This is a genomic window from Ideonella sp. BN130291, from assembly GCF_036231905.1.
Taxonomy (GTDB): domain Bacteria; phylum Pseudomonadota; class Gammaproteobacteria; order Burkholderiales; family Burkholderiaceae_C; genus CAMLIZ01.
In genome coordinates, this window is record NZ_JAZARE010000006.1 from 203,584 (window position 1) to 223,702 (window position 20,119).

Genomic DNA, 20,119 nt, shown 5'->3' on the forward strand with positions numbered 1-20,119 from the left:
CGCAGTCAGGACATCTGGCGCAGCTCTTTCGGCGACTGGCCGAACCAGCGCTTGCAGGCACGATAGAAGTTGCTCGGGTCGGCAAAGCCCAGCTCGAAGCTCATCTCCTTGGGCGACAAGCGCCCGGCCGACAGGAACTGCTGAGCCAGCTCGCGCCGGGTGGCGTCCACCAGCTCCTGGAAGTGCGTGCCTTCTTCAGACAGGCGCCGCTGCAATGTGCGTTCGCTCATGCGCAGGGCCGAGGCCACTTCGTCGCGGCGCGGGTCGCCCTTGGGCAGCAGCTCCACCAGCACCTTCTTCACACGCACCCGCAGCTGGCCGCGCCGCGTCTGCTCCAGGTCGGCCGCGAGCCGGCCGCACCAGTCGGCCACCAGCGGGTTGGCTGTGGGCAGCGGCACATCCAGGTCGGCCGGGTCGAAGTCCATGGCGCAGATGGGCTGCTCAAAGCGCACCGGCGAGCGGAACGCCTCGAGATACGGCCCCGGGTCGCCGGGCGCCGCCAGGGGATGGAAGATCACGCGTGGCGCCACCGGGCGGCCAATCATCCATTCGATCAGCCGCAGCACCAGGCCGGCCACGAAGTCGTAGCGCTGCGGCGGCACTGGCCGCTCGCCCGGTGACAGGTGCAGCACCAGGCGCACACGATCGGGCAAGGCGTCCACCCGGGCCGTGGCGGTGGGCAGCACGAAGCCCACGTACTGGCACAGGCGCTCCAGCGCCTGCAGCATGGTGGGGCAGGCCAGGATCAGGTGCGCAATCAGCCCCAGCGAGCCGAGCGGCTGCTTGGGCGCGGTCTTGATGCCGACATAGGGGTCGCCAGTGGCCTGCACCGCGAGCTCCCATAACAGGCTGAGCTTGTCGGACAGCAGGGCCGGCTCCAGCAGATGGCTGGAGCCCACGTCCAGGCCGGCTTGGCGGAACAGGGCTTCCGCGTCCAGGCCATGCTGTTTCCACGCATCGCTCAGGCCACGCAGCCAGGCGTCTTGCGCACAACGCTCGTCGATCACATCAACCTCCGTCGAATGATGAGCGACAACCGATGTGAGGGCTTCTGCGGGCCCTCTGCAGCGACGTCTTCCCGCGGCCGGGAATGTAGCCCGCTGCGAATGCGCTGTCAGTGGCGGTGAACCCGTAGCGCAAATCGGGGGCAAAAAGGAAAAAGGGCCGGTAAAAACCGGCCCTTGATCTGCGGAGCGTGAGCGCTTATTCGGCGCCGCCTTCGGTGGCGGCCTCGGCCACTTCCGGGCGGTCGACGAGCTCGACAAAAGCCATGGGCGCGTTGTCGCCGACGCGGAAACCCATCTTCAGGATGCGGGTGTAGCCGCCCGGACGGGCCTGGTAGCGCGGGCCCAGTTCGCTGAACAGCTTGGTGACCACATCGCGGTCGCGCAGGCGGTCGAATGCCAGGCGGCGGTTGGCCAGCGTGGGCTCCTTGGCCAGGGTGATCAGCGGCTCGACGACGCGGCGCAGTTCCTTGGCCTTGGGCACGGTGGTCTTGATCGCTTCGTGCTGCAGCAGCGACACGCACATGTTGCGCAGCATCGCGAGGCGGTGCGAGCTGGTGCGGTTCAGTTTGCGGAGTCCTTGACGGTGACGCATGGTGCTTGTTCCTTTCGTTTGTAGATACCGGCAGCCGTATCAGGTACTGCCGGGTGCACCGGGTTGCCTAGACAACCCTCGTTCTTTCAACTTAACGCTTGTCCAGACCCTGGGGCGGCCAGTTCTCGAGGCGGGCGCCCAGCGTGAGGCCACGCGAGGCCAGCACTTCCTTGATCTCGTTGAGCGACTTGCGGCCCAGGTTCGGGGTCTTGAGCAGCTCGGTCTCGGTGCGCTGGATCAGGTCGCCGATGTAGTAGATGTTTTCGGCCTTCAGGCAGTTGGCCGAACGCACGGTGAGCTCCAGCTCGTCCACCGGACGCAGCAGGATGGGGTCGAACTGGGCGCTGCGCTGTGCAGGCTGGTCGAAGGCGGCGATCTCGCTGCCTTCCAGCTGGGCGAACACCGCCAGCTGCTCGACCAGGATCTTGGCCGAGGCGCGGATCGCTTCTTCCGGGCTGATCGCACCGTTGGTCACGATCTCCATCACCAGCTTGTCCAGGTCGGTGCGCTGCTCCACACGGGCGCTTTCCACCGTGTAGCTCACGCGGCTGACCGGCGAGAACGAGGCGTCCAGCACGATGCGCCCGATGCTCTTGGTGGGCTCGTCGCCATAGCGGCGCAGGTTGCCCGGCACATAGCCGCGGCCTTTTTCCACCTTGATCTGCATGTCCAGCTTGCCGCCTTGGGCCAGGTGGGCGATCACGTGGTCGGGGTTGATGATTTCCACGTCGTGCGGCGTCTGGATGTCGCCGGCGGTGACCGGGCCTTCACCTTCCTTGCGCAGCACCAGCGTCACTTCGTCGCGGTTGTGCAGGCGGAAGACCACGCCCTTCAGGTTCAGCATGATGTGGACCACATCTTCCTGAACGCCGTCGACCGTGGAGTACTCGTGCAGCACCCCCGCGATCGTGACTTCCGTCGGCGCGTAACCCACCATCGACGACAGCAGCACGCGCCGCAGCGCGTTGCCCAGCGTGTGGCCGTAGCCGCGCTCGAACGGCTCGAGCGTCACCTTGGCACGGTGGCCGCCCAGCGGCTCCACATTGATGGCTTTGGGTTTCAGCAGATTGGTTTGCATTGAGTCTTGTTCCTGTCAATACCCTCGGCTCGTTACACCGATAAGGCTGATGGACGCGCCGGGCTTGAAGCGGATCGCCGCTGCGCCCGGCATGCAGCGGCAAAGAGATGAAACGCCCGCGCGCCACGACGGCGGCGCGGGCACCCGCGCCGGATCAGCGCGAGTAGAGTTCCACGATCAGCGATTCGTTGATCTCGGCGCCGAACTCGTCGCGGTCCGGCACCTTCTTGAACGTGCCTTCGAGCTTGGCGGCGTCCACCTGCACCCAGGCCGGCATGCCGATCGACTCGGCCAGCTTCACGGCTTCAGTCACGCGCAGCTGCTTCTTGGCCTTTTCACGCACGGCGACCACGTCGCCCGGCTTGACCATGTAGGAAGCGATGTTCACCACTTCACCGTTCACCGTGATGCCCTTGTGCGACACCAGCTGGCGCGCTTCGGCGCGGGTGGAGCCGAAGCCCATGCGGTACACCACGTTGTCCAGGCGCGACTCGAGCAGTGCCAGCAGCGTGGCGCCGGTGTTGCCCTTGCGGCGCTCGGCTTCGGCGAAGTAGCGGCGGAACTGGCGCTCCAGCACGCCGTACATGCGCTTGACCTTCTGCTTTTCACGCAGCTGCAGGCCGAAGTCGCTGGTGCGCGAGCCGGAGGTGCGGCCATGCTGGCCGGGCTTGCTGTCGAACTTGGCCTTGTCGCTGATGGCGCGGCGGGCGCTCTTCAGGTAGAGGTCGGTGCCTTCACGGCGGGAAAGTTTGGCCTTGGGGCCGAGATAACGTGCCACTTGATGTGTCCTTGTTCAATCTGACGCGACGTGTGTTTCGCGCGAGCCTGGCGGATGTTGTTCGGAACGACGCTCAGGCGGTGGGCTTCAACGGAGTCGCCGGCGATGGTGCCTTGCAGCACCCGCCGGCGATCGAACTCTCAATTGTAAAACAAGCGCCAAAGGCGCTGTCGGCCGCAAGGCCTTAGATGCGACGACGCTTCTGCGGGCGGCAGCCGTTGTGCGGCACCGGCGTCACGTCGGAGATCGAGTTGATGCGGATGCCCAGCGAAGCCAGGGCGCGCACCGAGGACTCGCGGCCGGGGCCCGGGCCCTTGATCCGCACGTCCAGGTTCTTGATGCCTTGTTCCTGCGCCGCACGGCCGGCCACTTCGGCCGCGACCTGGGCCGCGAACGGGGTCGACTTGCGCGAGCCCTTGAAGCCCTGGCCACCGCTCGATGCCCACGACAGCGCGCCGCCCTGGCGGTCGGTGATCGTGATGATGGTGTTGTTGAACGACGCGTGCACGTGCGCAATGCCGTCCGCAATGTTCTTGCGGATCTTCTTGCTGACGCGGCGCGCGGCGGTGTTTTGAGGTGCCTTAGCCATTGGAGCCTTCTTTCAGTTCAGTCTAGCCGCGCGAATCACTTCTTGACCATGGCGCCGGACTTGCGCGGACCCTTGCGGGTGCGGGCATTGGTGCGGGTGCGCTGGCCGCGCACCGGCAGGCCGCGGCGGTGGCGCAGGCCACGGTAGCAACCGAGGTCCATCAGGCGCTTGATGTTGATCGACATCTCGCGACGCAGGTCACCCTCGATCGTCATGCGGCCGACCTCTTCACGGATCTTCTCCAGATCGGTGTCGGTCAGGTCCTTGATCTTCCGGTCGAACGGAATGCCGCAGCTTTCGCAGATCTTCTGCGCGGTCGTGCGACCGATGCCATAGATCGACGTCAGGCCGATCTCGGCATGCTTGTGCGGCGGAATATTGATACCAGCAATACGTGCCATGGGGTGTCCTTCAGTTCGCTTCTAGCGGGTGATCATCAACCCTGGCGCTGCTTGTGGCGCGGGTCAGTGCAGATCACGCGCACCACGCCCTTGCGGCGGATGATCTTGCAATTGCGGCACATTTGCTTAACCGATGCCGAAACTTTCATGCTCTTCTCCTTATGCGTTCACTTCGCGCGGAACACGATGCGAGCGCGACTCAAATCGTAGGGTGTCAACTCGACGGTAACCTTGTCGCCCGGCAGGATGCGGATGTAGTGCATGCGCATCTTCCCGGAAATGTGTCCGAGCACCACATGGCCGTTTTCCAGTTTGACCCGGAAGGTGGCGTTGGGCAGATTCTCCAGAATCTCGCCCTGCATCTGGATGGCGTCGTCCTTCGACATCTCAGCTGGCCTTGAAGTTCGCCTTCTTCAACAGCGACTCGTACTGCTGGCTCATCACGTACGACTGCACCTGAGCCCAGAAGTCCATGGTCACCACCACGATGATCAACAGCGAGGTGCCGCCGAAGTAGAACGGCACGTTGTACTTCAGCACCAGGAACTCCGGCAGCAGGCACACCGCCGTGATGTACGCAGCGCCCGCCAGGGTCAGCCGGGACAGGATCTTGTCGATGTGGCGTGCCGTCTGCTCACCGGGGCGGATGCCCGGGATGAAGGCACCGCTCTTCTTCAGGTTGTCCGCCGTCTCACGGCTGTTGAACACCAGCGCCGTGTAGAAGAAGCAGAAGAACACGATCATCGCGGCGTACAGCAGCACGTAGATCGGCTGCCCCGGCGACAGCGCCGAGGAGATGTCCTTCAGCCAGCGCATGCCTTCGCCGGTGGCAAACCAGCCCACGATGGTGGCCGGCAGCAGGATGATCGACGACGCGAAGATCGGCGGGATCACGCCCGACATGTTGAGCTTCAGCGGCAGGTGCGACGACTGGCCACCATAGACCTTGTTGCCCACCTGGCGCTTGGCATAGTTCACCAGGATCTTGCGCTGCCCGCGCTCCACGAACACGACCGCAAAGGTGACAAACACCACCAGCGACACGATGAACAGTGCAGCGATGATGCTCATCGCCCCGGTGCTCACCAGCTCCAGCAGGCCGCCAATGGCGTTCGGCAGGCCGGCCGCGATGCCACCGAAGATCAGGATCGAGATGCCGTTGCCCAGCCCGCGCTCGGTGATCTGCTCACCCAACCACATCAGGAACATGGTGCCGGCCACCAGGCTCACGGTCGCCGTCATGCGGAAACCGAAACCGGGGTTCATCACCAGCCCCTGCTGCCCCTCCAGGGCCAGCGCGATGCTGAGCGCCTGAAAGATCGCCAGGCCGAGCGTGCCGTAACGCGTGTACTGCGTGATCTTGCGGCGGCCCGATTCGCCTTCCTTCTTCAGCGCTTCCAGGCTCGGCACCACGTAGCTCATGAGCTGCATGATGATCGAGGCCGAGATGTACGGCGTGATGCCCAACGCGAACACCGCGAAGCGCGACAGCGCGCCACCGGAGAACATGTTGAACAGGTTCAGGATGCCGCCTTGCTGCCCCTTGAAAAGAGCCGCCAGCTGGTCGGGGTTGATGCCCGGCACCGGAATGTGCGCGCCGATGCGGTAGACCACGAGCGCCAACAGCAAGAACACAAGCCGGCGACGCAGGTCGCCGAACTTGCCGCTCTTGGCCAGCTGATTCGCGTTGGTTGCCACGAGTGCGTGTGCCTTCTGCGCCTTAAGCGGCGATCGAGCCGCCAGCGGCTTCGATGGCAGCCTTGGCGCCAGCGGTGGCACCGATGCCCTTGAGCACGACCTTCTTGCTCAGCTCGCCCGACTTGATGACCTTCACCACCTTGGCGATCTCGCCGACCAGGCCGGCTCGCTTCAGGGTGAGCAGGTCCACCTCGTCGGCGCCCAGCGCCTGCAGGTCGCCCAGGGTGACTTCGGCGTTGAACTTCAGCGAAGCCGACTTGAAGCCGCGCTTGGGCAGGCGACGCTGCAGCGGCATCTGGCCGCCTTCGAAGCCCACCTTGTGGTAGCCGCCGGCACGGGACTTCTGGCCCTTGTGGCCACGACCGGCCGTCTTGCCCAGGCCCGAGCCGATGCCGCGGCCGACACGGCGCTTGGCATGCTTGGAGCCGGCACCCGGCTTGATGGTGTTGAGTTCCATGTTCTTTCCTTGGGTCAGGTGCTCAAAGCACCTGCACGAGGTAGGCGATCTTGTTGATCATGCCGCGCACTGCCGGCGTGTCCTCGAGTTCGGACACGCTGTTCAGCTTGCGCAGGCCCAGGCCCTTGACCGTGGCACGGTGGGATTCCTTCGTGCCGATCGGGCTGCGGACCAGCTTGACCTTCACGGTTTTCTTTGCGTCTGCCATGGTTGGCCCCTTTAGCCGAGGATCTCTTCGACCGACTTGCCGCGCTTGGCAGCGACTTCAGCCGCCGTGGTCGACTTCTTCAGCGCGTTCAGCGTGGCACGCACCATGTTGTACGGGTTGGTCGACCCGAGGCTCTTGGCCACGATGTCGGTCACGCCCATCACTTCGAACACGGCGCGCATCGGGCCGCCAGCGATGATGCCGTCACCCTGCTTGGCCGGTGCCATCAGCACCTTGGCAGCACCGTGCTCGCCGCGCACGTTGTGGTGGATGGTGCCGTTCTTCAGCTGCACCTTCACCATGTTGCGGCGGGCCGCTTCCATGGCCTTCTGCACCGCGACCGGCACTTCCTTGGCCTTGCCCTTGCCCATGCCGATGCGGCCATCGCCGTCACCGACCACGGTCAGCGCGGCGAAGCTCAGGGTGCGGCCACCCTTCACGACCTTCGTCACGCGGTTGACCGCGATCATCTTTTCCTTCAGGCCGTCGTCGTTGCCTTCGGTCTGAGCGCGAGGTTGAAACTTTGCCATTGCTTAATCCTTTGCGATCAGAACTGCAGGCCCGCTTCGCGAGCGGCCTCGGCCAGCGCCTTGACGCGGCCGTGGTATGCGAAGCCTGCACGGTCGAACGCGACCTTCTCGATGCCGGCAGCCTTGGCCTTCTCGGCGATGCGCTTGCCGATGACCGCGGCAGCGGCGGCGTTGCCACCCTTGCCGGCGCCCAGCTGTTCGCGCACTTCCTTCTCGGCCGTGGAGGCACTGGCCAGCACGCGGGTACCGTCGTCGGACACGACGCTGGCGTAGATGTGCAGGTTGGAGCGGAACACCGTCAGGCGGGCCACACGCTGCTTGGCGATGCGGACACGCGTCTGGCGCGAGCGGCGGATGCGCTGATCCTTCTTGTTCAGGGTCGTCATGCTGCCACTCCTTACTTCTTCTTGGTCTCTTTGAGGACCACGCGCTCTTCCGCGTAGCGGATGCCCTTGCCCTTGTAGGGCTCGGGCGGGCGGATGGCGCGCACTTCAGCGGCGATCTGCCCCACCACCTGGCGGTCGGCACCCTTGATCAGGATCTCGGTCTGGGTCGGCGTCTGGACGGTGATGCCAGCGGGCATGTCCTTGACGACCGGATGCGAGAAACCGATCTGCAGGTTGAGCTTGGAGCCTTGAGCGGCAGCGCGGAAACCCACGCCCACCAGGGTGAGCTTGCGCTCGAAGCCCTTGCTGACGCCGTTCACCATGTTGGCCACCAGGGCGCGCATGGTGCCGCTCATCGCGTCGGCCTCGGTCGACTCGTTGGCCGGCACGAAGGTCAGCGTGCCGGCATCATTCTTCACATTCACCAGACCGTTGACCGCGCGGGTCAGGGTGCCTTGCGGCCCCTTCACGCTGATCTGGTCGGCGTTGATCGACACGTCCACGCCTTGCGGGACGGCGATCGGCATTTTTCCAACGCGGGACATTTGCTGTTCTCCGATCAGGCGACGTAGCAGAGCACTTCGCCGCCGATACCGGCTTGACGTGCCTTGCGGTCGGTCATCACGCCCTTGGGCGTCGTGACGATCGCCACACCCAGGCCGTTCATGACCTGCGGGATGTCGTGGCGGCCCTTGTAGATGCGCAGGCCGGGGCGGCTGACGCGCTCGATGCGCTCGATCACCGGACGGCCGGCGTAGTACTTCAGGCCGATTTCCAGCTCGGCCTTGGCCTCGCCCTTGACGGCGAAGTCGTCGATGTAGCCCTCGTCCTTCAGGACCTGGGCAATCGCCACCTTCAGCTTGGACGACGGCATCGTCACGCTGGCCTTCTCGACCATCTGCGCGTTCCGGATGCGGGTCAGCATATCGGCGATAGGATCACTCATGCTCATTGCGTAATCTCCTCGTGCCGATTACCAGCTGGCCTTGACGACACCGGGGATGTCGCCCTTGAAGGCCAGTTCACGGATCTTGTTGCGCGCCAGACCGAACTTGCGGAAGGTGCCACGCGGACGGCCGGTCAGGCCGCAACGGTTGCGCAGGCGCGTGGGGTTCGCGTTGCGGGGCAGCTTCTGCAGCTCCAGGCGAGCGGCGTAGCGCTCTTCTTCCGAGCGCTTGAAGTCGTCGATGATGCTTTTCAGCTCGGCGTACTTCTTGGCGTACTTCGCGACCAGCGCTTCGCGCTTGGCTTCACGTTGCTTGAGGGACGTTTTGGCCACAGGGCACCTCAGTTCTTGAACGGGAAGCGGAAGGCAGCCAGCAGCGCCTTGCACTCGTCGTCGTTCTTCGCGGTCGTCGTGATGCTGATGTTCAGACCACGCAGAGCATCCACCTTGTCGTACTCGATCTCGGGGAAGATGATCTGTTCCTTGACGCCGATGTTGTAGTTGCCGCGCCCGTCGAACGAACGGCCCGAGATGCCGCGGAAGTCGCGCACGCGCGGCAGCGCGATCGTGACGAAGCGGTCCAGGAATTCGTACATGCGGGTGCCGCGCAGCGTCACCATGGTGCCGATGGGCACGTTCTCGCGGATCTTGAAGCCCGCGATGGCCTTCTTGGACTTGGTGACCACGGGCTTCTGGCCGGCGATCTTGGTGAGGTCGCCCACGGCGTGGTCCATCACCTTCTTGTCCGACACCGCCTCGCTCACACCCATGTTGAGCGTGATCTTGGTGATGCGCGGCACTTCCATCACGGACTTGTAGCCGAACTTCTGCACCAGCTCGGGCACGATCTTCTCGCGGTAGATCGCATGGAGGCGGGCCTGAGGGGCCGCTTGCGACGCCGTTTCGGCTGCTTTTTGCTTAGCCATGGAGTCCTCTTAAGCCTTGATCTCTTCGCCGCTCGACTTGAAGACGCGAACCTTCTTGCCGTCTTCGAGGAGCTTGATGCCGACGCGATCGGCCTTGCCGCTGGCGCCATTGAAGATGGCGACGTTGGACTGGTGGATCGGCATGGTCTTGTCGACCACACCGCCGGTCGTGCCCTTCATCGGGTTCGGCTTCACGTGCTTCTTGACCACGTTGATGCCTTCGACGAGCACATGGTCCTCGTCCACACGGGCCGTGACGGTCCCGCGCTTGCCCTTGTCGCGGCCGGTCAGCACGATGACCTGGTCGCCCTTGCGAATTTTGTTCATGAATATGTCCTTCCAGCGGATGGGCGCGAGATCAGAGGACCTCGGGCGCCAGCGACACGATCTTCATGAAGCGCTCGGTGCGCAGCTCGCGCGTGACCGGCCCGAAGATGCGGGTGCCGATCGGCTCCAGCTTGGCGTTGAGCAGAACGGCGGCGTTGCCGTCGAACTTGACGAGCGAGCCATCCTGGCGGCGCACACCCTTGGCAGTGCGAACGACGACGGCACTGTAGACCTCGCCCTTCTTCACACGGCCACGCGGCGCCGCTTCCTTGATGCTCACCTTGATGATGTCGCCAATGCCGGCGTAACGACGCTTGGAACCGCCGAGCACCTTGATGCACATGACGGACTTAGCGCCGGTGTTGTCCGCGACGTCGAGCCGCGATTGCATTTGGATCATGTTCTGTCCCCAACTTGTCCCGCAGCCGGCGAGCCGAAAGCGGTCAGTCTTGGGCCCGTGTGTGGGCGGATCCGGAAAAAGCACCAGGCCGAATGACCGTGGCCGCCCTTTTCCGGCGAAGCTTTGGATGATACAGGGGAAACGCGGGCAAGGTCAAGCGGCCCGCGTTGAAAACTTCAGGCCGCCTGCTTGGCCTGCGCGAGGATCATATCGGCACCGCTCACTTCGAACTTGCCGGGCGCCTCGATGTTCAGGGTCTTCACCACGCCGTCCTTGACCAGCATGGAATAGCGCTGCGAACGCACACCCATGCCTTTGCCGGTGAGGTCCAGCGTCAGGCCGGTGGCCTGTGTCCAGGTGCCGCTGCCGTCGGCCATCATGCGCACCTTGCCGGCCGTCTTCTGGTCGCGCCCCCAGGCGCCCATCACGAAGGCGTCGTTGACCGACACGCACCACACCTCGTCGATGCCGGCGGCCTTCAGCTCAGCGGCCTTGGCCACGTAGCCGGGGACGTGCTGGGCCGAGCAGGTGGGCGTGAAGGCACCCGGCAGCGCGAAGATCGCGATCGTCTTGCCGGCCGCTTCCTTCTGCACGTCGAAGCTGTTCGGCCCCAGCGAGCAGCCGTTGCCCTCGACTTCGATGAATTCCTGCAAGGTGCCGGCGGGCAGTTTGTCTCCGACTTTCAGCATGGTGTATCTCCTGTAGGGATGGCAAAACGGCCGGGCGCCAGTCTCCCAGCGTTCCGGCCGTTCCTGAGAGGCTTCTCGCGAAGACCCCGCAGCGGGCACTACTTAAACGGTTGCGGCCTTTTGCACCAGGCGCGTCACGACCCAGGACTTCGTCTTGGAGATCGGACGGCTTTCGGCGATTTCGACCACGTCGCCCATCTTGTACTCGCCGTTTTCGTCATGAGCGTGGTACTTGCTCGACTTGGCGACGATCTTGCCGTACAGCTCGTGCTTGGTGCGGCGCTCCACGAGAACGGTGATGGTCTTGGCGCGCTTGTCGCTGACGACCTTGCCGATCAGGGTGCGGGTATTCTTTTCCGGCTTGCTGGTTTGAGCTTCCGTCATTTGGCGGCTCCTTGGCGCTTCTTCTCGGCCAGGATGGTCTTGGCGCGAGCGATGTCGCGGCGCGTCCGGCCCAGCTGGGTGTGATTGCCCAGCTGCTGGGTGGCCTTCTGCATGCGCAGACCGAAGTGCGCCTTCAACAGGTCGGACACTTCCTTTTCGAGTGCGGCAACGTCCTTGCCGCGCAGTTCAGATGCTTTGCTCATGGTGTGTTCCTTCAGGCTCCGACCTGGCGGGCCACGAACGTGCAGCGCAGGGGCAGCTTGGCAGCTGCCAGCGTGAACGCCTCGCGGGCCAGGGCTTCGGGCACACCGTTGAGTTCGTACAGCACCTTGCCCGGCTGGATTTCGGCGACGTAGTACTCGGGGTTGCCCTTGCCGTTACCCATGCGCACTTCGGCCGGCTTCTGCGAAATCGGCTTGTCGGGGAAGATGCGGATGAAGATGCGGCCACCGCGCTTGATGTGGCGCGAAATGGCACGACGGGCGGCTTCGATCTGGCGGGCCGTGATACGGCCGCGCTCGGTCGCCTTGAGGCCAAATTCGCCGAACGACACGTTGGCGCCGCGGGTGGCGATGCCGGTGTTGCGGCCCTTCTGTTCCTTGCGGAACTTGCGGCGTGCTGGTTGCAGCATGTTTTATTCTCCTTTGGCGTCGCCAGGCGCGGGCGCCTTGCGCACGACACGCTTGGCGGCCGGTGCCTTGGGCGCATCAGCGGCTCCCACGGCGGGCTTGTCGCTGCCTTCGGCCGGGGCGCCGCCTTGACGCGGTGCGCCACGGTCGCGGTCGCCACCGGTGCGCGGGCCACGGCGGTCGCCAGGCGCGCCCGGACGGGCATTGCGACGCGGACGACGATCTTCTTCGGCGGCATCCGACTTGATGACCGGCGCTTCGCCATTGGCGAGGCGGTCACCGCGATAGACCCACACCTTGACGCCGATGACGCCGTAGGTGGTCTTCGCTTCGGAGAAGCCGTAGTCGATGTCGGCCTTCAGGGTGTGAAGGGGCACGCGGCCTTCGCGGTACCACTCGGTACGTGCGATTTCGATACCGTTCAGGCGGCCGGCGCTCATGATCTTGATGCCCTGGGCGCCCAGGCGCATCGCGTTCTGCATCGCGCGCTTCATCGCACGGCGGAACATGATGCGCTTTTCCAGCTGCTGGGTGATCGAGTCGGCGATCAGCTGGGCATCGACTTCGGGCTTGCGCACCTCTTCGATGTTCACTGCCACCGGCACACCCAGGCGGCGGGTCAGCTCGGCCTTCAGGTTCTCGATGTCCTCGCCCTTCTTGCCGATCACCACACCCGGACGTGCCGAGAAGATGGTGATGCGGGCGTTCTTGGCGGGGCGCTCGATCAGGATGCGCGACACGGCCGCGTTCTTCAGGCGCGCCTTCAGGTACTCGCGAACATCCAGATCTTCGGCCAGCATGGTGGCGAAGTTCTTGTTGTTCGCGTACCAGCGCGACGCCCAGGCACGGGTGACGGGCAGGCGGAAGCCGGTCGGATGGATCTTTTGTCCCATGGTCTTCCTCAGTTCCCGACGGTCACGAAGATGTGGCAGGTGGGCTTGCTGATGCGGTTGCCACGGCCCTTGGCCCGTGCAGAGAACCGCTTCAACGTGGCGCCTTGCTCCACATAGATCGAGGTGACCTTGAGTTCGTCGATGTCGGCGCCGTCGTTGTGCTCGGCGTTCGCGATCGCGGACTCCAGGGCCTTCTTGACGATGCCGGCTGCCTTCTTCTGGGTGAACGCCAGGATGTTCAGCGCCTGGTCCACCTTCTTGCCGCGGATCAGGTCAGCCACGAGACGGCCCTTGTCGGCCGACAGGCGGACACCGCGCACGCTTGCTTTGGTTTCCATCGTGGTCATCCTTACTTCTTGGCCTTCTTGTCGGCCGGGTGACCCTTGAAGGTGCGGGTCAGCGCGAACTCGCCCAGCTTGTGGCCCACCATCTGATCGGATACATACACCGGCACGTGCTGCTTGCCGTTGTGCACCGCGATCGTCAGGCCGATGAACTCCGGCAGGATCGTCGAGCGGCGCGACCAGGTCTTGATCGGCTTCTTGTCCTTGATGGCGGTGGCCTTCTCGACCTTGGCCAGCAGGTGGTGATCCACGAAGGGACCTTTTTTCAGTGAACGGGTCATTGAGCTACCCCTTCCTTACTTCTTGCGACGCGAGACGATGAACGTCTGCGTGCGCTTGTTGTTGCGAGTGCGGTAGCCCTTGGTCATCGTGTTCCACGGCGACACCGGCACCTGGCCTTCACCGGTGCGGCCTTCGCCACCACCGTGCGGGTGGTCCACCGGGTTCATCGCAACGCCGCGCACGGTCGGGCGGATACCCTTCCAGCGGATCGCACCGGCCTTGCCGTACTGGCGCAGGCTGTGCTCTTCGTTGCTGACTTCGCCGATGGTCGCGCGGCAGTCGATGTGGATGCGGCGCACTTCACCAGAGCGCAAGCGCAGCTGGGCGTAGGTGCCTTCACGCGCCATCAGCACCACGGAGGTACCGGCGGAGCGGGCGATCTGCGCGCCCTTGCTGGGCAGCATCTCGACGCAATGCACGGTGGAGCCGACCGGGATGTTGCGGATGGGCAGCGTGTTGCCGGCCTTGATCGGCGCTTCGGCGCCGCTCATGATCGTGGAGCCGACTTCCAGGCCGCGCGGGGCGATGATGTAGCGACGCTCGCCGTCGGCATAACACACCAGTGCGATGTGGGCCGTGCGGTTCGGGTCGTACTCGATGCGCTCGACCTTCGCGGGAATGCCGTCCTTGTTGCGCAGGAAATCGACGACGCGGTAGTGGTGCTTGTGGCCACCACCCTTGTGACGCATCGTGATGTGGCCGTTGTTGTTGCGGCCGGCATTCTGCTTCTGGGGCTCGAGCAGCGATGCTTCCGGAGCGCCCTTGTGCAGGTGCTTGTGCACCACCTTCACCACGGCGCGGCGGCCGGGCGATGTGGGTTTGACTTTGACGACAGCCATTTAAGCGGCCTCCCCGGAGAAGTTGAGCTCCTGGCCCGGCTTCAGCGACACATACGCCTTTTTGACGTGGTCGCGGCGGCCGATGGAACGGCCGAAGCGCTTGACCTTGCCCTTCTGGTTGACGGTCTGCACCGAGTCCACTTCCACCTTGAACATCAGTTCAACGGCAGCCTTGATCTCGGGCTTGGTCGCGTCGCGCAGAACCTTGAACAGCACCTGGTTGTTCTTCTCGCCGATGCTCGTGGCCTTTTCGGACACGATGGGCGCAACCAGCACCTTGGCCAGACGGCCTTCGTCGAATTTCTGAGCTGCGGTCATGCCAGCATCTCCTTGAGCTGCTCCATCGCGCCCTTGGTCACCAGCACCTTCTTGTAGAAGACGAGCGACAGCGGATCGGCGTAACGGGGCTCGACCACCAGCACGTTGGCCAGGTTGCGCGAGGCCAGCAGCAGGTTGTCATCCACCTGGTCAGCAATGACCATCACCGAGTCCAGGCCCATCTGCTTGAACTTGGCGGCCAGCAGCTTGGTCTTGGGGGCGTCGACGGTGATCGAGTCGACCACGGCCAGGCGGCCTTCACGGGCCAGCTGCGAGAAGATGGCGGCCATGCCGGCGCGGTACATCTTCTTGTTGACCTTTTGGGTGAAGTTCTCGTCCGGGCTGTTCGGGAAGATCCGACCGCCTCCGCGCCACAGCGGCGACGAGGTCATGCCCGCACGGGCGCGGCCGGTGCCCTTCTGGCGCCACGGCTTCTTCGTGCTGTGCTTGACCTGCTGGCGGTCCTTCTGGGCGCGGGTGCCTTGGCGGGCATTGGCCTGGTAGGCCACCACGACCTGGTGCACCAGGGCTTCGTTGTAATCGCGTGCGAACACGGTGTCAGGGGCGTCCACCTTGGACGTGGCCTGACCTTGTTCGTTCAGGAGCTCGAGTTGCATCACTGGGCTCCCTTCTTGACCTTGACCTTGACAGCGGGGCGCACGACCACATGGCCGTTCTTGCTGCCCGGCACGGCGCCCTTGACCAGCAGCAGCTGGCGGGCCTCGTCCACGCGGACGATGTCGAGGTTCTGGGTGGTGACGGTTTCGTCGCCCATGTGGCCCGTCATCTTCTTGCCCGGGAACACGCGGCCCGGATCCTGCGCCATGGAGATCGAGCCCGGCACGTTGTGCGAACGGCTGTTGCCGTGCGACGCGCGCTGCGAGCTGAAGTTGTGGCGCTTGATGGTGCCTGCGAAGCCCTTGCCGATGGAGGTGCCTTGCACGTCCACCACCTGGCCGGCGGCGAACAAGGTCACGGGCACGGTGGCGCCCGGCTTGTACTCGGCCGCCACATTGGCGTCGACACGGAATTCCTTCAGGACTTCACCGGCTTCGACGCCCGCTTTTGCGAGGTGGCCGGCTTCCGGCTTGGTGACGCGCGAAGCCTTGCGCGCACCGAACGCCACCTGGATGGCGCTGTAGCCGTCGGTCTCTTCGGTCTTGATCTGGGTGACGCGGTTGTTGGACACGTCGAGCACGGTCACGGGAATGGCGTCGCCATCGTCCGTGAAGATGCGCATCATGCCCACCTTGCGGCCCAGCAATCCGAGACGATTGCTAAGACTCATGGTTTTCTCCAGCCCCGCGAACGGAGCCTTTGTTTCGAACGCCTGACATCGATTGGCCAGGCTGACTGATGTGCGACCCTCCCCGAAGGGGAGTCGCGGAAAGCCGAGCATTGTAGCAGATGCGATAACCGCACCTGCTACAAGCTTTACTGCAGCTTGATCTCGACGTCCACGCCGGCCGGCAGATCGAGCTTCATCAGCGCGTCCACAGTCTTGTCGGTCGGGTCGACGATGTCCATCAGGCGCTGGTGCGTGCGGATCTCGAACTGGTCGCGCGAGGTCTTGTTGACGTGCGGCGAACGCAGGATGTCGAAACGCTGCATGCGGGTGGGCAGGGGCACGGGGCCACGCACGATCGCGCCGGTGCGCTTGGCGGTGTCCACGATCTCGAGGGCCGACTGGTCGATCAGCTTGTAGTCGAACGCCTTGAGGCGGATACGGATCTTTTGCTTTTGCATGGTGACTCCTAAAGAGCAGTGTTGTGGCCCCTAGGGCCGCAACGGAGAGACAGATGGCCGGAGGGTGGTCTTGGCGCCGGGCCGCCCCAAGCCAAGACCAAACCCCCTCGGGGGGTGGGCGTCAAGCGCGTTCAGCGCGGGACGCCCGGGGGCACCATGTCATTCGATGATCTTCGCCACCACGCCGGCGCCGACGGTGCGGCCGCCTTCACGGATGGCGAAGCGCAGGCCTTCTTCCATCGCGATCGGGGCGATCAGCTTGACGGTGATGGCCACGTTGTCGCCGGGCATCACCATTTCCTTGTCCTTGGGCAGCTCCACCGCGCCGGTCACGTCCGTGGTGCGGAAGTAGAACTGGGGACGGTAGTTGTTGAAGAACGGGGTGTGGCGCCCGCCTTCTTCCTTGCTGAGCACGTAGATCTCGGCGGTGAAGTGGGTGTGCGGCTTGACGCTGCCGGGCTTGCACAGCACCTGGCCGCGCTCGACGTCTTCACGCTTGGTGCCGCGCAGCAGGATGCCCACGTTGTCGCCAGCCTGGCCTTGGTCGAGCAGCTTGCGGAACATTTCCACGCCGGTGCAGGTGGTCTTTTGCGTGGCCTTGATGCCCACGATTTCGATTTCTTCGCCGACCTTGACCACGCCACGCTCGACGCGCCCGGTCACCACGGTGCCGCGGCCGGAGATGGAGAACACGTCTTCCACGGGCATCAGGAAGGCGCCATCGACCGCACGCTCAGGCGTGGGGATGTAGCTGTCCAGTGCGTCGGCGAGCTTGAAGATGGCTTGTTCGCCCAGTTCGCCCTTGTCGCCTTCCATGGCGAGCTTGGCCGAGCCGTGCACGATGGGGGTGTCGTCACCGGGGAAGTCGTACTTGCTGAGCAGTTCGCGCACTTCCATTTCGACGAGCTCGAGCAGCTCGGCGTCGTCGACCATGTCGCACTTGTTCAGGAACACGATGATGTAGGGCACGCCCACCTGACGGGCCAGCAGGATGTGCTCGCGCGTTTGCGGCATCGGGCCGTCAGCGGCCGACACCACCAGGATGGCGCCGTCCATCTGGGCCGCACCGGTGATCATGTTCTTCACGTAGTCGGCGTGCCCGGGGCAGTCGACGTGCGCGTAGTGGCGGTTGGCGGTTTCGTATTCGACGTGCGCGGTGTTGATCGTGATGCCGCGCGCCTTTTCTTCCGGCGCCGCATCGATCTGGTCGTAGGCCTTGGCCTCGCCGCCGAACTTGGTCGACAGCACCGTCGTGATCGCCGCCGTCAGCGTCGTCTTGCCATGGTCCACGTGACCAATCGTGCCCACGTTCACGTGCGGCTTGGTCCGTTCAAATTTGCCTTTTGCCATTTCGTATCTCCAAAAAAGAGCAGTGCCAGTGCTCGGTTTAAGGTCTGCTGCGAGGGGGTGATCCGACTGCCACTGGCAGCAGAGGGTGCCCCGCCGAAGACCGGCTACAAGAGAAGGATGCGCCGCGAGGCGCACCCGCTGTACTTCCTAAATTACGCTTTACCGCGCGACGTAATGATCGCGTCGGCGACGTTCTTTGGAGCTTCGCTGTAGTGCTTGAACTCCATGGTGTACGTCGCACGCCCCTGGGACATCGAGCGCAGCGTGGTGGAGTAGCCGAACATCTCGGACAGCGGAACCTCGGCCTTGATGACCTTGCCGCCGCCGGGCATGTCTTCCATGCCCTGCACCATGCCCCGACGCGACGACAGGTCGCCCATCACGTTGCCGGCGTAGTCTTCCGGCGTCTCGACTTCCACCGCCATCATCGGCTCCAGGATCACGGGGCTGGCCTTGCGGCAGCCGTCCTTGAAACCCATGGACGCGGCCATCTTGAACGCGTTTTCGTTCGAGTCCACCTCGTGGTACGAACCGAAGGTCAGGGTGACCTTCACGTCCACCACCGGATAGCCCGCGAGCACACCGTTGGGCAGCGTGTCTTCCACGCCCTTCTTGACCGCCGGGATGAACTCGCGCGGCACCACGCCGCCCTTGATCGCGTCGACGAACTCGAAGCCCTTGCCCGGCTCCTGCGGCTCGATGCTCAGCACGACGTGGCCGTACTGGCCCTTGCCGCCGGACTGGCGCACGAACTTGCCTTCGACGTCGCTCACCGCCTTGCGGATGGTTTCGCGGTAGGCCACCTGCGGCTTGCCCACGTTGGCTTCCACGCCGAACTCGCGCTTCATGCGGTCGACGATGATTTCCAGGTGCAGCTCGCCCATGCCGGAAATGATGGTCTGGCCGGACTCCTCGTCGGTGCGCAAGCGGAACGACGGATCCTCGGCGGCCAGGCGGCCGAGCGCGACGCCCATCTTCTCCTGGTCGGCCTTGGTCTTCGGCTCGACGGCCTGCGAGATCACCGGCTCGGGGAAGACCATCTTCTCGAGCGTGATCACGTGTTCCGGGTCGCACAGCGTCTCACCGGTGGTCACGTCCTTCAGGCCCACGCAGGCAGCGATGTCACCGGCCAGGATCTCCTTGATCTCCTCGCGCTGGTTGGCGTGCATCTGCAGGATCCGGCCGATGCGCTCCTTCTTGCCGCGGATCGGGTTGTAGACCGAGTCGCCGGACTTCAACACGCCCGAATAGACACGCACGAAGGTCAGCTGGCCGACATACGGGTCGGTCATCAGCTTGAACGCCAGCGCGGCGAACTTTTCGTTGTCGTCGGCCTTGCGGGTGACGGCCTGCTCGTTCTCGTCGGTGCCCGGCACCGGCGGGATGTCGATCGGCGAGGGCATGTACTCGATCACCGCGTCGAGCATGCGCTGCACGCCCTTGTTCTTGAAGGCCGTGCCGCACAGCATCGGCTGGATTTCCGTGGCGATCGTGCGGGTGCGCAGGCCGAGCTTGATCTCGGCCTCGGTCAGCTCGCCCGATTCCAGGTACTTGTTCATCAGCTCTTCGCTGGCTTCGGCGGCGGCCTCGATCATGTTCTCGCGCCACTTGTCCGCTTCGGCCTGGAGGTCCGACGGGATGTCGCGGTACTCGAACTTCATCCCCTGGGACGCCTCGTCCCAGATGATGGCCTTCATCTTGATCAGGTCGATGACGCCGGTGAAGTTTTCTTCGGCGCCGATCGGGATCACCACCGGCACCGGGTTGGCCTTCAGGCGCGTCTTCATCTGGTCATAGACCTTGAAGAAGTTGGCGCCCGTGCGGTCCATCTTGTTGACGAATGCGAGGCGCGGCACCTTGTACTTGTTGGCCTGGCGCCAGACAGTTTCGGACTGCGGTTGCACGCCACCCACGGCGCAATACACCATGCAGGCGCCGTCGAGAACGCGCATGGAACGCTCCACCTCGATGGTGAAGTCCACGTGTCCGGGGGTGTCGATGATGTTGATGCGGTGCTCGGGGAAGTTCATTTCCATCCCCTTCCAGAAGCACGTGGTCGCAGCGGAGGTGATGGTGATGCCCCGCTCCTGCTCCTGCTCCATCCAGTCCATCGTTGCGGCACCGTCGTGCACTTCACCGATCTTGTGGTTCACACCGGTGTAGTACAGGATGCGCTCGGTCGTGGTGGTCTTGCCGGCATCGATGTGCGCGGAGATACCGATATTGCGGTAGCGCTCGATGGGGGTCTTGCGGGACATGATTGACTCCAAATACAGGGGCCGCCTGCCGGGTTCACACGAACCCGGGTGTCAGGCGGCCTGC

33 protein-coding genes are annotated in these 20,119 nt (G+C 64.3%); all 33 read right to left on the minus strand.

Annotated features, from left to right (window positions below; translation table 11 throughout):
* Nucleotides 1–5 precede the first annotated feature (5 nt).
* The gene (locus tag VPH43_RS14595; protein ID WP_328578450.1) at nt 6–1,007 is read right to left on the minus strand and encodes an AraC family transcriptional regulator; all 1,002 of its coding nucleotides are present in this window, start codon (nt 1,005–1,007) and stop codon (nt 6–8) included.
* Between the two features lie 196 nt (nt 1,008–1,203).
* Entirely contained in the window at nt 1,204–1,599 is a 396-nt protein-coding gene (rplQ, locus tag VPH43_RS14600; RefSeq protein ID WP_328578451.1) for a 50S ribosomal protein L17, read from the minus strand.
* A gap of 91 nt (nt 1,600–1,690) precedes the next feature.
* On the minus strand, nt 1,691–2,677 hold the full coding sequence (locus tag VPH43_RS14605; RefSeq protein ID WP_328578452.1) for a DNA-directed RNA polymerase subunit alpha: 987 nt from the start codon (nt 2,675–2,677) through the stop codon (nt 1,691–1,693).
* A 154-nt stretch (nt 2,678–2,831) separates the two neighbouring features.
* Entirely contained in the window at nt 2,832–3,455 is a 624-nt protein-coding gene (gene rpsD / locus VPH43_RS14610; RefSeq protein WP_328578453.1) for a 30S ribosomal protein S4, read from the minus strand.
* A gap of 184 nt (nt 3,456–3,639) precedes the next feature.
* Nucleotides 3,640–4,044, minus strand: coding sequence for a 30S ribosomal protein S11 (rpsK, locus tag VPH43_RS14615; RefSeq protein WP_328578454.1), 405 nt, complete (start codon nt 4,042–4,044; stop codon nt 3,640–3,642).
* Between the two features lie 35 nt (nt 4,045–4,079).
* Complete coding sequence (rpsM, locus tag VPH43_RS14620) at nt 4,080–4,445, minus strand: 30S ribosomal protein S13 (protein ID WP_328578455.1); 366 nt, start codon at nt 4,443–4,445, stop codon at nt 4,080–4,082.
* 35 nt (nt 4,446–4,480) lie between these two features.
* Nucleotides 4,481–4,594: a 50S ribosomal protein L36 gene (rpmJ, locus tag VPH43_RS14625; protein WP_056194202.1), complete on the minus strand. Its 114-nt coding sequence runs from the start codon at nt 4,592–4,594 to the stop codon at nt 4,481–4,483.
* Nucleotides 4,595–4,612: 18 nt separating this feature from the next.
* Nucleotides 4,613–4,831: a translation initiation factor IF-1 gene (infA, locus tag VPH43_RS14630; protein WP_209384880.1), complete on the minus strand. Its 219-nt coding sequence runs from the start codon at nt 4,829–4,831 to the stop codon at nt 4,613–4,615.
* A gap of 1 nt (nt 4,832) precedes the next feature.
* Complete coding sequence (gene secY, locus VPH43_RS14635) at nt 4,833–6,143, minus strand: preprotein translocase subunit SecY (protein WP_328578456.1); 1,311 nt, start codon at nt 6,141–6,143, stop codon at nt 4,833–4,835.
* A gap of 22 nt (nt 6,144–6,165) precedes the next feature.
* Nucleotides 6,166–6,600 (minus strand): 50S ribosomal protein L15, encoded by a 435-nt coding sequence (gene rplO, locus VPH43_RS14640; protein ID WP_328578457.1) that lies wholly within the window; start codon nt 6,598–6,600, stop codon nt 6,166–6,168.
* Between the two features lie 22 nt (nt 6,601–6,622).
* Entirely contained in the window at nt 6,623–6,808 is a 186-nt protein-coding gene (gene rpmD, locus VPH43_RS14645) for a 50S ribosomal protein L30 (protein WP_328578458.1), read from the minus strand.
* 11 nt (nt 6,809–6,819) lie between these two features.
* Entirely contained in the window at nt 6,820–7,338 is a 519-nt protein-coding gene (gene rpsE / locus VPH43_RS14650; protein ID WP_328578459.1) for a 30S ribosomal protein S5, read from the minus strand.
* Between the two features lie 17 nt (nt 7,339–7,355).
* The gene (rplR, locus tag VPH43_RS14655) at nt 7,356–7,724 is read right to left on the minus strand and encodes a 50S ribosomal protein L18 (protein WP_328578460.1); all 369 of its coding nucleotides are present in this window, start codon (nt 7,722–7,724) and stop codon (nt 7,356–7,358) included.
* 11 nt (nt 7,725–7,735) lie between these two features.
* Nucleotides 7,736–8,269, minus strand: coding sequence for a 50S ribosomal protein L6 (rplF, locus tag VPH43_RS14660; RefSeq protein WP_328578461.1), 534 nt, complete (start codon nt 8,267–8,269; stop codon nt 7,736–7,738).
* A 14-nt stretch (nt 8,270–8,283) separates the two neighbouring features.
* Nucleotides 8,284–8,676 (minus strand): 30S ribosomal protein S8, encoded by a 393-nt coding sequence (gene rpsH, locus VPH43_RS14665; protein ID WP_328578462.1) that lies wholly within the window; start codon nt 8,674–8,676, stop codon nt 8,284–8,286.
* Between the two features lie 21 nt (nt 8,677–8,697).
* Nucleotides 8,698–9,003, minus strand: coding sequence for a 30S ribosomal protein S14 (gene rpsN / locus VPH43_RS14670; protein WP_328578463.1), 306 nt, complete (start codon nt 9,001–9,003; stop codon nt 8,698–8,700).
* Nucleotides 9,004–9,011: 8 nt separating this feature from the next.
* A complete protein-coding gene (rplE, locus tag VPH43_RS14675; protein ID WP_328578464.1) occupies nt 9,012–9,596 on the minus strand; it encodes a 50S ribosomal protein L5 in 585 nt (194 codons plus the stop codon).
* A gap of 9 nt (nt 9,597–9,605) precedes the next feature.
* Nucleotides 9,606–9,923 carry a 50S ribosomal protein L24 gene (rplX, locus tag VPH43_RS14680; RefSeq protein WP_328578465.1) on the minus strand — a complete coding sequence of 106 codons (318 nt, stop codon included), beginning with the start codon at nt 9,921–9,923 and terminating at the stop codon, nt 9,606–9,608.
* A gap of 31 nt (nt 9,924–9,954) precedes the next feature.
* Nucleotides 9,955–10,323 carry a 50S ribosomal protein L14 gene (gene rplN, locus VPH43_RS14685; RefSeq protein WP_088286487.1) on the minus strand — a complete coding sequence of 123 codons (369 nt, stop codon included), beginning with the start codon at nt 10,321–10,323 and terminating at the stop codon, nt 9,955–9,957.
* Between the two features lie 176 nt (nt 10,324–10,499).
* Nucleotides 10,500–11,012, minus strand: a complete 513-nt coding sequence (locus VPH43_RS14690) for a peroxiredoxin (protein ID WP_328578466.1) — start codon at nt 11,010–11,012, stop codon at nt 10,500–10,502.
* Between the two features lie 102 nt (nt 11,013–11,114).
* Entirely contained in the window at nt 11,115–11,396 is a 282-nt protein-coding gene (gene rpsQ / locus VPH43_RS14695; RefSeq protein WP_328578467.1) for a 30S ribosomal protein S17, read from the minus strand.
* Nucleotides 11,393–11,599: a 50S ribosomal protein L29 gene (rpmC, locus tag VPH43_RS14700; protein ID WP_328578468.1), complete on the minus strand. Its 207-nt coding sequence runs from the start codon at nt 11,597–11,599 to the stop codon at nt 11,393–11,395. Before rpmC ends, rpsQ begins: the two co-directional genes overlap by 4 nt.
* A gap of 11 nt (nt 11,600–11,610) precedes the next feature.
* Nucleotides 11,611–12,027, minus strand: coding sequence for a 50S ribosomal protein L16 (gene rplP / locus VPH43_RS14705; RefSeq protein WP_328578469.1), 417 nt, complete (start codon nt 12,025–12,027; stop codon nt 11,611–11,613).
* Between the two features lie 3 nt (nt 12,028–12,030).
* Nucleotides 12,031–12,918 carry a 30S ribosomal protein S3 gene (gene rpsC / locus VPH43_RS14710; protein WP_328578470.1) on the minus strand — a complete coding sequence of 296 codons (888 nt, stop codon included), beginning with the start codon at nt 12,916–12,918 and terminating at the stop codon, nt 12,031–12,033.
* An 8-nt stretch (nt 12,919–12,926) separates the two neighbouring features.
* On the minus strand, nt 12,927–13,256 hold the full coding sequence (gene rplV / locus VPH43_RS14715; protein ID WP_328578471.1) for a 50S ribosomal protein L22: 330 nt from the start codon (nt 13,254–13,256) through the stop codon (nt 12,927–12,929).
* A gap of 11 nt (nt 13,257–13,267) precedes the next feature.
* Entirely contained in the window at nt 13,268–13,543 is a 276-nt protein-coding gene (gene rpsS / locus VPH43_RS14720) for a 30S ribosomal protein S19 (protein ID WP_328578472.1), read from the minus strand.
* A gap of 15 nt (nt 13,544–13,558) precedes the next feature.
* Nucleotides 13,559–14,383, minus strand: coding sequence for a 50S ribosomal protein L2 (rplB, locus tag VPH43_RS14725; protein WP_328578473.1), 825 nt, complete (start codon nt 14,381–14,383; stop codon nt 13,559–13,561).
* Entirely contained in the window at nt 14,384–14,701 is a 318-nt protein-coding gene (gene rplW, locus VPH43_RS14730; RefSeq protein ID WP_328578474.1) for a 50S ribosomal protein L23, read from the minus strand.
* Nucleotides 14,698–15,318, minus strand: coding sequence for a 50S ribosomal protein L4 (rplD, locus tag VPH43_RS14735; protein ID WP_328578475.1), 621 nt, complete (start codon nt 15,316–15,318; stop codon nt 14,698–14,700). Before rplD ends, rplW begins: the two co-directional genes overlap by 4 nt.
* Nucleotides 15,318–15,989, minus strand: a complete 672-nt coding sequence (gene rplC, locus VPH43_RS14740) for a 50S ribosomal protein L3 (RefSeq protein WP_328578476.1) — start codon at nt 15,987–15,989, stop codon at nt 15,318–15,320. Before rplC ends, rplD begins: the two co-directional genes overlap by 1 nt.
* Before the next feature lie 146 nt (nt 15,990–16,135).
* Entirely contained in the window at nt 16,136–16,447 is a 312-nt protein-coding gene (rpsJ, locus tag VPH43_RS14745; protein ID WP_046110754.1) for a 30S ribosomal protein S10, read from the minus strand.
* A gap of 159 nt (nt 16,448–16,606) precedes the next feature.
* Nucleotides 16,607–17,797, minus strand: a complete 1,191-nt coding sequence (gene tuf / locus VPH43_RS14750) for an elongation factor Tu (RefSeq protein WP_328578477.1) — start codon at nt 17,795–17,797, stop codon at nt 16,607–16,609.
* A 152-nt stretch (nt 17,798–17,949) separates the two neighbouring features.
* Nucleotides 17,950–20,055, minus strand: a complete 2,106-nt coding sequence (gene fusA, locus VPH43_RS14755) for an elongation factor G (protein WP_328578478.1) — start codon at nt 20,053–20,055, stop codon at nt 17,950–17,952.
* Nucleotides 20,056–20,119: the final 64 nt, after the last annotated feature.

Excerpts from the sequence above, each read along its gene's own strand:
- rplV (WP_328578471.1), bottom strand. The coding sequence starts at position 13,256 with ATGGAAACCAAAGCAAGCGTGCGCGGTGTCCGCCTGTCGGCCGACAAG.
- tuf (WP_328578477.1), bottom strand. The coding sequence starts at position 17,797 with ATGGCAAAAGGCAAATTTGAACGGACCAAGCCGCACGTGAACGTGGGC.
- rplQ (WP_328578451.1), bottom strand. The coding sequence starts at position 1,599 with ATGCGTCACCGTCAAGGACTCCGCAAACTGAACCGCACCAGCTCGCAC.
- rpsS (WP_328578472.1), bottom strand. The coding sequence starts at position 13,543 with ATGACCCGTTCACTGAAAAAAGGTCCCTTCGTGGATCACCACCTGCTG.
- rplD (WP_328578475.1), bottom strand. The coding sequence starts at position 15,318 with ATGCAACTCGAGCTCCTGAACGAACAAGGTCAGGCCACGTCCAAGGTG.
- fusA (WP_328578478.1), bottom strand. The coding sequence starts at position 20,055 with ATGTCCCGCAAGACCCCCATCGAGCGCTACCGCAATATCGGTATCTCC.
- rplR (WP_328578460.1), bottom strand. The coding sequence starts at position 7,724 with ATGACGACCCTGAACAAGAAGGATCAGCGCATCCGCCGCTCGCGCCAG.
- rplC (WP_328578476.1), bottom strand. The coding sequence starts at position 15,989 with ATGAGTCTTAGCAATCGTCTCGGATTGCTGGGCCGCAAGGTGGGCATG.
- rpmC (WP_328578468.1), bottom strand. The coding sequence starts at position 11,599 with ATGAGCAAAGCATCTGAACTGCGCGGCAAGGACGTTGCCGCACTCGAA.
- rpsJ (WP_046110754.1), bottom strand. The coding sequence starts at position 16,447 with ATGCAAAAGCAAAAGATCCGTATCCGCCTCAAGGCGTTCGACTACAAG.
- VPH43_RS14605 (WP_328578452.1), bottom strand. The coding sequence starts at position 2,677 with ATGCAAACCAATCTGCTGAAACCCAAAGCCATCAATGTGGAGCCGCTG.
- rpsQ (WP_328578467.1), bottom strand. The coding sequence starts at position 11,396 with ATGACGGAAGCTCAAACCAGCAAGCCGGAAAAGAATACCCGCACCCTG.
- rpmD (WP_328578458.1), bottom strand. The coding sequence starts at position 6,808 with ATGGCAGACGCAAAGAAAACCGTGAAGGTCAAGCTGGTCCGCAGCCCG.
- rpsK (WP_328578454.1), bottom strand. The coding sequence starts at position 4,044 with ATGGCTAAGGCACCTCAAAACACCGCCGCGCGCCGCGTCAGCAAGAAG.
- rpmJ (WP_056194202.1), bottom strand. The coding sequence starts at position 4,594 with ATGAAAGTTTCGGCATCGGTTAAGCAAATGTGCCGCAATTGCAAGATC.
- rplO (WP_328578457.1), bottom strand. The coding sequence starts at position 6,600 with ATGGAACTCAACACCATCAAGCCGGGTGCCGGCTCCAAGCATGCCAAG.
- rplE (WP_328578464.1), bottom strand. The coding sequence starts at position 9,596 with ATGGCTAAGCAAAAAGCAGCCGAAACGGCGTCGCAAGCGGCCCCTCAG.
- rplN (WP_088286487.1), bottom strand. The coding sequence starts at position 10,323 with ATGATCCAAATGCAATCGCGGCTCGACGTCGCGGACAACACCGGCGCT.
- rpsE (WP_328578459.1), bottom strand. The coding sequence starts at position 7,338 with ATGGCAAAGTTTCAACCTCGCGCTCAGACCGAAGGCAACGACGACGGC.
- rplX (WP_328578465.1), bottom strand. The coding sequence starts at position 9,923 with ATGAACAAAATTCGCAAGGGCGACCAGGTCATCGTGCTGACCGGCCGC.
- infA (WP_209384880.1), bottom strand. The coding sequence starts at position 4,831 with ATGTCGAAGGACGACGCCATCCAGATGCAGGGCGAGATTCTGGAGAAT.
- rplW (WP_328578474.1), bottom strand. The coding sequence starts at position 14,701 with ATGACCGCAGCTCAGAAATTCGACGAAGGCCGTCTGGCCAAGGTGCTG.
- rpsC (WP_328578470.1), bottom strand. The coding sequence starts at position 12,918 with ATGGGACAAAAGATCCATCCGACCGGCTTCCGCCTGCCCGTCACCCGT.
- rpsM (WP_328578455.1), bottom strand. The coding sequence starts at position 4,445 with ATGGCACGTATTGCTGGTATCAATATTCCGCCGCACAAGCATGCCGAG.
- rplF (WP_328578461.1), bottom strand. The coding sequence starts at position 8,269 with ATGTCCCGCGTTGGAAAAATGCCGATCGCCGTCCCGCAAGGCGTGGAC.
- rplP (WP_328578469.1), bottom strand. The coding sequence starts at position 12,027 with ATGCTGCAACCAGCACGCCGCAAGTTCCGCAAGGAACAGAAGGGCCGC.
- VPH43_RS14690 (WP_328578466.1), bottom strand. The coding sequence starts at position 11,012 with ATGCTGAAAGTCGGAGACAAACTGCCCGCCGGCACCTTGCAGGAATTC.
- rplB (WP_328578473.1), bottom strand. The coding sequence starts at position 14,383 with ATGGCTGTCGTCAAAGTCAAACCCACATCGCCCGGCCGCCGCGCCGTG.
- rpsH (WP_328578462.1), bottom strand. The coding sequence starts at position 8,676 with ATGAGCATGAGTGATCCTATCGCCGATATGCTGACCCGCATCCGGAAC.